We start from the raw sequence: 10,615 nt of genomic DNA, 5'->3' as shown, positions 1-10,615 counted from the left end.
CACGCCGCCGAGCTTCTCGGCGAGACCGGCAGCAGCCGCCTCGTCGTCGGGGTTCGAGTAGAAGACCGCGGAGATGGCGACGTCGGTGGTCGCCGCGCTCCCGGAGAACTGGATCTTGCCCCACTCCTCGTTCGTCACGATCTGGTCGAGTGCGGCGGCGAGGTTCTCGGTGGGCGTCCCGTTGAGGATCGCGATCGTCGCCTCCGGGTCGAGCTTCGCCTCCACGCTCGGCTGCGCCGTCCCCGACGGGGTGCCCGACGACGTGAGCGGCAGCTTGCCCGACCCCTCGCCGCTCTGCACGGCGATGATGCCGATGGTCGTGAGCACCGCGAATCCGAGGAGGCCTGCGATGAGGTACTGCCAGATGTAGCGCGGGCGAGCGGTGACGCGGTGGGCGCCGACGCGGCCGGACTGCTGCAGGCGATCGAAGCGGTCCTCCGGGTACGACTGCCGGGCAGCGGAGTGCTTGACCTCGTCTTCGGTCGGTCGCGTCACGCGGTGCCCCTTCAGATGTCGCTGGTTTCGAGCCGAACTCGCGCACTGCGAGATACTGACACCCTACAGCGGCCCGCCTGCCAGAAGGGTGCGAGCTTCAGAGCGCGCGCCTCGGAATGACGATCGGCCGCCCGGTGTCGGGATCGGGCAGCACGCGCACCGCCGCGCCGTAGACCTCGGCGATGCGGCTCTCGGTGAGCACGTCCCCCGGCGCTCCGCGGGCGACGAGCGAGCCGTGGGCGAGGATCGCGATCTCGTCGGCGTACGCGCCGGCGAGCGACAGGTCGTGCAGCACGATGATCACCGCCCGCCCCTGCTCGGCCAGCCCGCGGGCGATCTGCAGCACCGCCTCCTGGTGCTTGAGATCGAGCGCCGCGGTCGGCTCGTCGAGCAGCACCACCCGGGTCTCCTGGGCGAGCACTCGGGCGAGCGATACGCGCGCCTTCTCGCCGCCCGAGAGGTGGGGGAAGCCGCGCTGGGTGAGGTGGCCCACGTCGGCGGCGGCGGTCGCCTCGCGGATGGCCCGTTCGTCGTCGTCGGATTCGGGCGTGCCGATCCAGGGGGCGCGCCCCATGTCGATGACCTGCTGCGCGGTGAACGAGAACGCGACCTGGTTGGCCTGCAGCAGCACCGCCCGCGCGCGGGCCAGGTCGCGAGCGCGCCACTCGGCGAGGTCGCGACCGGCGAGTGCGACGGTGCCGCTGGTGGGCTCGACGTCTCCGGAGAGCACGCTGAGGAGCGTCGACTTGCCGGCGCCGTTCGGCCCGACGAGGGCGAGCACCTCGCCGTAGCGCACGTCCATCGTCACGTCGGCCAGGATCGGCACCGAGCCGACGTGGAAGCTCACGTCTGCGACCCGCTGAGCGACGGTGCCGCGCTCCGTCGACGGTTCGTTCGCGCCGCTCATGCCCAGCCCCCCGATCGGCGCCGGTTGCGTCTGATCAGCCAGAAGAAGAAGGGTCCGCCGACGAGCGAGGTCAGCATGCCGATGGGCAGGTCCGCGCCGTCGACGAGGGTTCGGGCGAGCAGATCCGCGTAGATCAGCAGCACGGCGCCTCCGAGCAGCGAGCAGATCAGCAGGAGGCGGTGGGCGGGCCCGAGGATCATGCGCATGAGGTGCGGCACGACGAGGCCGACGAACGAGATCACCCCGACGAAGGCGACGCCGACGCCGGTGAGCAGGGCGACGAGCACGATCGACATGATGCGCAGCCGCTCGACGCGCACGCCGAGGTGCGCGGCGGTGCGGTCGCCGAGGGAGAGCAGGTCGTACTGCTGGGCGAACAGGATCGCGACGACGGCGGCCACTGCGGAGACGATCGCCACGATGCCGGCCTCGTTCCACCGCGAGCCGTTGAGCGACCCGAGCTGCCAGAAGACGATCTGCTCGCGGCTCGCGGTGTCGCCGATGAAGGTGAACAGCGCGAGCCCGGCGCCCGCGAACGCGTTGATGGCGACGCCCGTGAGCAGGAGTGTGACGATCTCGGTTCTGCCCTGGGCCCGTGCGGTGAGGTACACGATGAACGTGGCCGCGAGGCCCCCGAGGAACGCGAAGATCGCGACCGTCCAGCCGCCGAACGCGGTGATGCCGAGCGTGATGGACGCCGAGGCGCCGAGCGCGGCCCCCGAGGAGACGCCGACGACGCCGGGTTCGGCGAGCGGGTTGCCGAAGATCGCCTGCATGACGGCGCCGGCGACGGCGAGGGCGGCGCCGACGAGCAGCGACATGACGACGCGCGGGAATCGGATCTGCCAGAGCGTGCGATCCATGAGCTCATCGGCGGGCGCCCATGCGTTGTCGATGCCCAACCTGCGCAGCACCGATCCCACCACCTCGGCCGGTCCGATGGCGAGCTGGCCGAGGCCTGCGGAGAGGAGGATGCCGACGACCATGAGGATCACCGCAGCGGTGATGACGATGGCGCCGCGGCTCGCGCTGCGGCGACCGGCGGTGCTCGATACGAGGTGCGTCACGTGGTGCTCTCTCTGGCTGAGGGGTGCCGTTCGCGCCCGGATCCGAGCGGGCGCGAACCCCCAGTGTACCGGCGTCGCCCGGCTCGGGCGGTGCCTGCTAACGGCTCTCGGGCGCGTAGACGGCTCGCGCGAGGGCGTCGAGGATCTCGGCGGATCGGGGCCCGAACGACAGCACCGTGCCGTCCTCCATGTCGACGAAGCGGCGGTGCTCGCCCGCGGTGGTGACGGCGATCGCGGGCTTCTCCTCGAGCAGCCCGTCGACGCCGCCGACCGACTCGAGGCCGTGCGACATCACGAGGATCAGGTCGGGGTTCGCCTTCACGAGCGCCTCGTCGGTCATCGGCTTCATGCCGTCCCACCCCATCTCGGTGGCGACGTCGATGCCGCCGACGGCCTCGATGAGCTGGTCGGCGCCCGATTCCTTCCCGAAGAGGTAGTAGACGCCGGCCGAACCGCGCAGGTACACGAAGGCGATGCGCAGCTTCTGATCGTCGGCTTGAGGCGCGATGGCGGCGATCTCCGCGATCTTCGCCTCGACCTCTCCCGCGATGCGCTCGGCGAGCTGCTCGCCCGCCTCGGGGCTGCCGTAGACGGCCGCGATCTGCTGCGCGAGCGCCTCGGCGCCGGCGAACGAGGGGTCGTTCTGCACGAACACGACGGTGATGCCGACGTCCTGCAGCTGCTCGATGACGTCTCGCGGGCCGACCGATCCGTCGGTGATGACGACATCGGGGTGCAGGTCGATGATCGACTCGGCGTTCACGGTGTGGCCGCCGCTCGTGACGCGGGGCAGGTCCGCCAGGCTCTCGAGAGTGGTCGACTGGTCGACGCCGACGAGGCTATCGGCGAAGCCGAGCCCGGCGACGGTCACCGAGATGTTGCCGCCGAGATCGGCCGCAACGACCCGGTCGGTCCGCTCGATCGTCACATCGGTGCTCGAGCCGTCGACGCCGTACGAGGGGACGGTCGCGGGGAGGGTCTGGGCGGGGTGCTCGGCGACGGGCTCGATCTCGGAGTGCTGCAGCACCGCCGTCGACGGGCCCTCGTAAGCCTTCGGGTCGTCGAGCGTGTCGAGATCTGCGAGCGGCACGTTCGAGCCCGGAGCCGAGGCTCCGCCGTCGGCCTCGGCGGAGGACGACGGCGCGGCGCAGCCGACGAGCAGCAGCGATCCCGCGAGGAGCGTCGCGAGGCCGGCCGCGACCCTGCGCCGCATCACCGGTCCTCCCCGAAGAGGCGGTCGTTCGCGCGCGGGTCGGTCTGCGGCGCCGGATCCTGCACCGAACCGGCGGCCGGGGCCGGCCCGGCGCTCGGCCTGCCCTTCCGCCCGGCGAGCAGCATGCCGCCGGTGACCCCGATCACGAGGATCGCGATCCCGCCGATGATGATCGGCAGCCACGGGACCGACGCGGGCGCCGCTGCGGCCGCAGCCGTGTCGCCCGACTCGGGCGCCGGTGCGACCGGGTCGTCGTCGCTCGCCTCAGGGGCCGGCTCGGCGACGGCGGCCCCTGAGCCCGCACAGCTCGCGAACTGCAGATCGAGCGAGATCGGATCGAGATCCTCGCCCGCCTCGTAGAACCCCGCGAACGCCTTGGCGCCCGAGTTCGTGAGGGTGGACGGCAGGTCGTCGGCGACGAGCGCGTCGTCGGCGATGGGGAGCTGATCCGGCGCCACGACATCGCCGACCCACTCCTGCGTCGCGTCGACGGCCACCGCGCCCTCCATGTCGGTGCTCCGCGCGTCGAGCAGCAGCGCCGCCTTGCCGCCGCCCTCGAACTCGATCGTGGGGTTCGCGAGCGTCAGGTCGAGCACCCCGTCATGGCCGGTGAAGTGCACGCTCCCCGTGAAGGAGACGCTGCCGACCCCGGTCTCCGGGTCGATGCTGCCGGTCGCGCCGCTCCAGGAGAACTCGGGCGTCTCGTACGACGCGCCGTCCGCCGTCTCCCACGAGCCCTTCGCGATGCTGCCGCTGATGTAGGCGCGGAAGCTCTCCTTCACACCCCAGGAGAGGTCTCCGCCGGTGACCTCGCAGGCACCCGCCTCCACCTCGGCGCGCAGCGGGTGGGCCTGCGCCGCGGTGGGGGCGAGCAGCAGCCCGCCGAGGATCGCGGCGCCTGCGATGAGCGCGCCGGGGCGGCGGAGTGGGGCGTTCACGTGAGGGCCTCCTGGTGGTGCGTGCGTGGAATTCGGGTGGCGGATCGGCGAGGCGGCTTCGGGCCGGGCTACGCCGCGGCGCGGCGCTGGCGGATGGTGAGCAGCGTCATGCAGGCGGCGATGGCGACGAGCCCCGCGGCACTCGCCCACCACTCCCAGAGCGCCATGCCTGCGGCGGGCGCGAGCCCCGCAGCGGTGACGCGATCCTGCGCGACGCCGTCGGCGAGAGTGCGCGTCTCGACGTCGGCCGACTGCGCCGACTTCTTCGCCTTCGGCTCGACGATGTCGATCACCGCGCCCGCGTTCGAGCTGCCCTGGATCGTGATGGTGTGCTCGCCGCTGACGTCCTCGGGCAGCGTGCCCGACCAGCGCACGACGCCGTTCTCGTCGGCGGTCGCCTCGTCGTCGAGCACGATCGGATCGGAGTACAGCACGATCAGCACGCCCTCGTCGTCGGGATCGAACCCGGAGGCCTCGATCTCGATGCGGCCGCCCGGCGTGATCCTGTCGGCATCCGTGAGCACCGTCACGCCGGTGGTGGCCGGCGGCGTCGCAGCCGCGGTGTACTGCTTCTTGTCGCTGCCCGCCGCGGTGGAGCCGTAGCTCACCTGCGACTCCGCGCCCACGGTGAACGTGAGCGGATCGAGCCCGATCGACTGGCTGCCGCTGCCGCCCGCGCCGCCGCTGCTCAGCGAGCCGAGCACGGGCACGTCGCTCCACGTGACCTCGCCGTTCGCGCCGACCGACTTGCTGCCGCTCGCGAGATCCAATTGGTAGGTGGCCGATCCGAACGACGTCGAGTTGCCGGTGCTGAGCGTGGCGCTCGTCGGGCCCGTCACTGTGATCGACGGGTTCGCGACGTTGTACATCGTCATGCCGTAGCCCCTGAATGCGACGGACCCGCTGTAGGCGACCGTGCCGGTCTGGCTCGCGCGATCCCAGCTCGAGCTCGCTGCCTGCGGGAACAGGTATCCCGCCCCCACGCCGTTCGTCTCGACGCTGCCCTTCGCGCAGTGCTGGTAGCCGAACGCCTCCTTGTTCGTGCAGGTGGTGTACGCCGCGAAGGCGTTCGACACGCTCCAGACGAGGGATCCGGCCGCGGCGCCCGAACCGGCAGAGGGCGTCACCGAACTCCCCCCGCTCTGTCGACCGGTGACCGTGATATTGACAACGTTCGAGGTTGAATGCCCGTAGGTTGAGTCGGTTGGGGTAAAGGTAGCCAGGACCGAATGGATTCCAACAGGCAGCTTTGCTGTTGTGCTCGCGGACCCATTGCTGACATTCACAGTCTTTCCGATGGCCCGACCGCCGTAGGAGAACGCAACCGTTCCGCCGAGACTTTTCGGAGAAACCCCGGCGTTGAGAGTGACAGCACTGCCATCAACCATCTTTGTCGCGGATGCCGCCAGTTTCACGTCCGTTGATCGTAGGGCGGCAGCGTTCTGGTCGATTTCAAGCGTCAGTGTCAAAGGATCCAAGGCCGTGCCTGCAGGGTAAAAGCCGCCAAAGGCGTCAACACCGGCTTTGGTCAGGAATACTTGCGCATCAGTCCATTTGAGCGTCTTCCCGGACGCAATCGGTGCTGGCAAAGCAATAGTGCCTACCGCGACAGCTTTCGCTTCGAAGAACTGATCGCTCGCAGCTTCTACACCCTCGAACTTGCGGCTCTTCACGTCGAGATACAGCTTGCCACCGGTTGCAGAAGTAATTTCAACCCGCGGATTCGTGAATCGCAGATCGAGAGCATTCGTCCCCTTTATCTTGTGACCTTGAAAGAGCACACCATTGTTTGTTCCGAAGCCAACATTGGCCTTCGAACCGTTCGGCATCGCGGTTCCACTCCCGTCGTTCCAGGTGAACTGCCCTGTAACACCGCCGAGTCGAGCTATCTCACCCTTCGCGGTGTTGCCCGCGATGTACGTCCGGAATGACTTCTTGATACCCCAGTCGAGCCTCGCTGAGGTGACCTTTGCGGTCTCCGGAATCGTTGTCGACTTCACCACCTGCACACCTACCGGCGTGGACCTAGACTCGCTATGCGACTTTTCATCCGCGGGGATAAACTGCGCCGAGACCGAATGCGTTCCCGGAGCAAGCAAGGAGGTGTTCAATGTTGCCAGGCCTTCGACGACGTTTCGTGCGCTTTCCAGCTTGGTCTCGCCGTCCCAGAACTGCACCGTTCCGACCGCGTCTGCCGGAGAAATCGATGCTGTGAATTGCACCTCGCCGCCCGGCTCGATCTCGGAGGCGGAAGCCTCGAGAATTGTCGTGGTCTGCAGCGGCTCTACTAGCGCGGCCCCGGTCGAGAAAGTCACCGGATCGAGCGCAGCGGTCGACGCGTCGTAGAATCCGCCGAAGGCGTCGAGGCCAGCCTCGGTCATCGTCGCCGCGGCGTTCGTCCAGGTGTAGGTGGAGCCCGAGACGGTCGGGGTCGGGAGCGTCACGTCGGCGAAGTGCACATCGTCGAGCGAGTAGGTCGCGCCGACCGTCGTCGTGTCGACGAACTCGCGGCCGTCGACGTCGAGGTAGAGCTCGGCGGTCGTCGGCGACGTGACTTTGATCTGCGGTTGTGTGAACGAAAGGTCGAGGATGTACTCCTCATCCTTCTTGTGCCCCTGGAAGTGCACACCGTCGGTTTCGCCGAAGGCGACGTCCGCATCCGAACCGTCGTGGTTCACGGAGCCCGTTCCGCCGGTCCAGGTGTACTGCCCGCTTCCGGTGACCGCGCCGAGGAGCGTGACCTTGCCCTTCGCGATGGGGCTCGTGATGTAGTTGCGGAAGGACGACTTCACGCCCCAGCTGAGCATCGCGTCGGCGGTCGCGGCGGGCTCCTGGTCGGCTGTCGCCTCGGCGTTCGGCGTCGTCTCGGCGACCTGCGACTCCGGGGCGGTCGCCGGTGCTGCCGCTCCGGTCTCGTCTGCGGGCGCTGCCTCGGGCGCCGCCTCCGTCGCGGGAGCCGGGACCGCCGCGGGGGCGCTCGGGCTCGCGGACGCACCCCCCGAAGCGACGGCAGGGGTTTCGGGATCCGCCGTGCCGCCAGCGGCCCCGCCCTGCACCGACTCGATCGCGCCGATCGATCCGATCGTCCCACCGTCTGCCGCCTGCGCCGCCGACGCACCGCCGAAGACGGTGCCGAGCACGAGCATCCCGATGAGTCCGAGCGAACCGGTTCTGGCAATGCGCGCGCGAGCAGACACGAGAAATCCTTCAGTGAGACGACGTCGATCGGAAACTGGAACCGCGCCACCCGGCGCAGATCTGCCGATGGTGAGGGTTACCTAAGTTCTTCATCTTCTAGTGTGGTCTTGATCATCTGATGATGCAAGTCCCGGGGCATCCCGCCCGGTGCGGGCCGGAGAGATGAGGGTCGCCCGCGGAGGGCGAGCGCCGCGCCGCGAACCGCGCGCGGCGGTCGTCGCCGCCACGACGAACGGCCCCTCCGCGCGGCGCGAGGAGGGGCCGTTCGAGTCGCAGGCGCTTAGTTCGCCGCGATGCGACGACGCGCGACCATCAGGCCGGCGCCGAGCAGGAGCGCGAGCGCGCCGCCGGCGAGCAGCCCGGCGAACTCGGCGCCGCCCGTCGAGGCGAGGCCCTTCGCTCCGGCCGCCGGCTTCGTGACCACGGCGTCGATGGTGCCCGCGCCGGTGCCGCCGCCGTTCGCGCCGGTACCCGCAGAGCCCGATCCGTCAGCGCCGCCATCGGCAGCGCCGTCCGCACCCGATCCGCTGCCCGTGACCGTGATCACCAGGGCATCGGACACCGAGTCGGAGACCGTCGCGTCGCTCGACGCGAAGGTCGCCACGATCTCGTTCGAGCCGACCGCGAGATCAGCCGTCGCGCTCGCCGTGCCGTTCGCCACCGGCACGGTCGCGAAGGCGACGCCGTTGTTGGTGAACGTCACCTCGCCGGTCGCCGTCTCCGGCGCGATGGTCGCGACGAACTCGACGCCGTTCGGGCTTCCCCCGACACCGGCCGAAGAGGTCAGCGTGGTGGTCGAGCGCACGTACTGCGAGACCGTGAAGTCCGCGTCGAGGTACTCTTCGACGTTCGTGCCGCGGAAGGAGACCACGTACTCGCCGGGCGCGAAGTCGGCCGGAACGTTCCACGTGATCGCGGCCATGCCCGACCCGTCGACCGTCACGTCGCCGACCTTGAGCGGCACGGCATCCTCAGCGGCCTCGGCGGCGACGCTCGAGAGCGAGACCGGCTGCATCGCGCCGGCGGCATCGATCCACACCTCGAACTCGCTGCCAGCCGTGAACGGGCCGCCGGCGAACTCGATCGGCTCGCCCTGGCGCACCGTCACTGCGGCGGGCTTCTCGCCGTCGATGGTGATCGTGGGCTGCGCGGCGACGGTCACCGTCACGGCGTCCGACTTCGAGCCGATGACGTCCGCGGCGTTCGCCGGCACGAACTCGGCCGTGATCTTGTTGGCGCCGAGCGGGAGATCGGTGGTGGTCAGCGTCGCGACGCCGTCGACGACCTCGACGGGCTCGCCGAGCGCCGCCGAGCCGTTCGAGAACTGCACGGTGCCCGCCTGGTCAGCGGGGGTGACGTCGGCGGTGAGGGTGACCTCTGCGCCTGCGCGCACGCTCTCGACGTCGGCCTGGAGCGACGTGGAGGTCTTCACGATCGGAGCGCCGTAGTTCAGGCGCACTTCCTGCTCCTGCGCCGCGTTGGTGACGCCGCCGGCCGCGTAGGTGAAGACGCCGTAGCTGCCGTCCACCGGCGCGGGCTTCGACGCATCGCGATCCTGCAGCGTCGCCGTCCACTCGAACGAGCCGTCGGCGTTCAGTTCGACCCACTGGCCGCGCACGGCGCCCTGGTACTGGGTCGGAATCGCGTTCAGCGTGTCCTCGGTCAGCACCCAGCCCTGAGTCGCGCTGAGACGCTGCGTCGACGCGGCGCCCGCCGAGGGCTTCCAGTTCTCGGCGAACTCGCCGAAGACCACGTACGTGCCCTGGGGCAGCGTGTTCGGGATCGGCATGCCGCGGCCGCCGACGTTCGCCTCGGGATCGAAGCCCTGACCCTTGACGACGAGCTTGTCGCCCGCCGAGACGCGGGTGTCGCCCACGGGCGTCACGCCGTCCTCGAGGAAGACGTCGATCTTCGGAGCCCAGACCTTCTGCTCCTCGACCGTGACGGTCGCACTCGTCGTCGTCGCCGACGCGGCGAAAGCCGAAGCGTCAGCGGGGGTGAACTTCGCCTCGACCGCGTTCGAGCCGACGGGAAGCGAGTCGATGCTGAACTTCGCGACACCGTTCGCAACCGGGATCGCCGGCGAGATCTCGCCGACGCCGTTCGCGGTGCGGTTCGTGAACGTGACCGATCCGGCCGCCTCTGCCGGCGCGACCGTCGCCGTGAACTCGACGCTGTCGCCCTGGGTGACCTTCGAGGCGCTCGCGGCGATCGACGTGGTGGTCTCCGTCGCGGGAACGGCGCTGACGGGAGCGGTGAAGGTGATCGGATCGAGCGCTGCGGTCGACGCGTCGTAGAATCCGCCGAAGGCGTCGAGGCCGGCCTCGGTCATCGTCGCCGTGGCGTTCGTCCAGGTGTAGGTGGAGCCGGAGACGGTGGGAGCCGGGAGCGTCACGTCGGCGAAGTGCACGTCGTCGAGCGAGTAGGTCTCGCCGACCGTCGTCGTGTCGACGAACTCGCGGCCGTCGACGTCGAGGTACAGCTCGGCGGTCGTCGGAGACGTGACCTTGATCTGCGGCTGCGTGAACGCGAGGTCGAGGATGTAGTTCTCGCCCTCCGCGTGCCCCTGGAAGTGCACGCCGTCATTCTCGCCGAAGGCGACGTCGACACCCGAACCGTCGAGGTTCGCGGTGCCCGTTCCGCCGGCCCACGCGTACGGTCCCGAGCCGGTGGTCGCACCGAGCAGCGTGCCCTTGCCCTTCGCGATCGGGCTCGTGATGTAGTTGGGGAACGGCGCCTTCACGCCCCAGCTGAGCGCTTTCTCTTATCCCACTCTCCGAGCCCACGAGACTCGCCA

Annotated in this window: 7 protein-coding genes and 1 pseudogene; all 8 read right to left on the bottom strand. The window is 69.7% G+C overall.

Annotation, left to right across the window (positions count from 1 at the left end):
• The coding region (locus NS354_RS08960) for a LytR C-terminal domain-containing protein (protein WP_193750746.1) at positions 1 to 495 on the bottom strand (495 nt) is incomplete at its 3' end.
• A 97-nt stretch (positions 496 to 592) separates the two neighbouring features.
• On the bottom strand, positions 593 to 1,402 hold the full coding sequence (locus NS354_RS08955; protein ID WP_058594184.1) for a heme ABC transporter ATP-binding protein: 810 nt from the start codon (positions 1,400 to 1,402) through the stop codon (positions 593 to 595).
• On the bottom strand, positions 1,399 to 2,469 hold the full coding sequence (locus tag NS354_RS08950) for an iron ABC transporter permease (RefSeq protein WP_058594183.1): 1,071 nt from the start codon (positions 2,467 to 2,469) through the stop codon (positions 1,399 to 1,401). Before NS354_RS08950 ends, NS354_RS08955 begins: the two co-directional genes overlap by 4 nt.
• 97 nt (positions 2,470 to 2,566) lie before the next feature.
• Positions 2,567 to 3,682, bottom strand: a complete 1,116-nt coding sequence (locus tag NS354_RS08945) for a heme/hemin ABC transporter substrate-binding protein (protein WP_058594182.1) — start codon at positions 3,680 to 3,682, stop codon at positions 2,567 to 2,569.
• A complete protein-coding gene (locus NS354_RS08940; protein ID WP_058594181.1) occupies positions 3,682 to 4,620 on the bottom strand; it encodes an HtaA domain-containing protein in 939 nt (312 codons plus the stop codon). Before NS354_RS08940 ends, NS354_RS08945 begins: the two co-directional genes overlap by 1 nt.
• Before the next feature lie 68 nt (positions 4,621 to 4,688).
• Positions 4,689 to 7,817 (bottom strand): HtaA domain-containing protein, encoded by a 3,129-nt coding sequence (locus NS354_RS13170; RefSeq protein WP_082677997.1) that lies wholly within the window; start codon positions 7,815 to 7,817, stop codon positions 4,689 to 4,691.
• Between the two features lie 281 nt (positions 7,818 to 8,098).
• Entirely contained in the window at positions 8,099 to 9,607 is a 1,509-nt protein-coding gene (locus NS354_RS13890; protein ID WP_275934821.1) for an Ig-like domain-containing protein, read from the bottom strand.
• A 159-nt stretch (positions 9,608 to 9,766) separates the two neighbouring features.
• A pseudogene (locus NS354_RS13885) lies at positions 9,767 to 10,564 on the bottom strand (HtaA domain-containing protein); the annotation flags it as partial.
• Between the last annotated feature and the right edge of the window lie 51 nt (positions 10,565 to 10,615).

Source organism: Leucobacter chromiiresistens (genome assembly GCF_001477055.1).
GTDB classification, from domain to species: Bacteria; Actinomycetota; Actinomycetes; order Actinomycetales; family Microbacteriaceae; genus Leucobacter; species Leucobacter chromiiresistens_A.
This window is presented reverse-complemented; position numbering and strand designations above follow the sequence as displayed.

Bases quoted from the DNA above. Each gene is read 5' to 3' on its own strand.
- NS354_RS08955 (WP_058594184.1), bottom strand. From the start codon at position 1,402: ATGAGCGGCGCGAACGAACCGTCGACGGAGCGCGGCACCGTCGCTCAG.
- NS354_RS08945 (WP_058594182.1), bottom strand. From the start codon at position 3,682: ATGCGGCGCAGGGTCGCGGCCGGCCTCGCGACGCTCCTCGCGGGATCG.
- NS354_RS13890 (WP_275934821.1), bottom strand. From the start codon at position 9,607: ATGCCGATCCCGAACACGCTGCCCCAGGGCACGTACGTGGTCTTCGGC.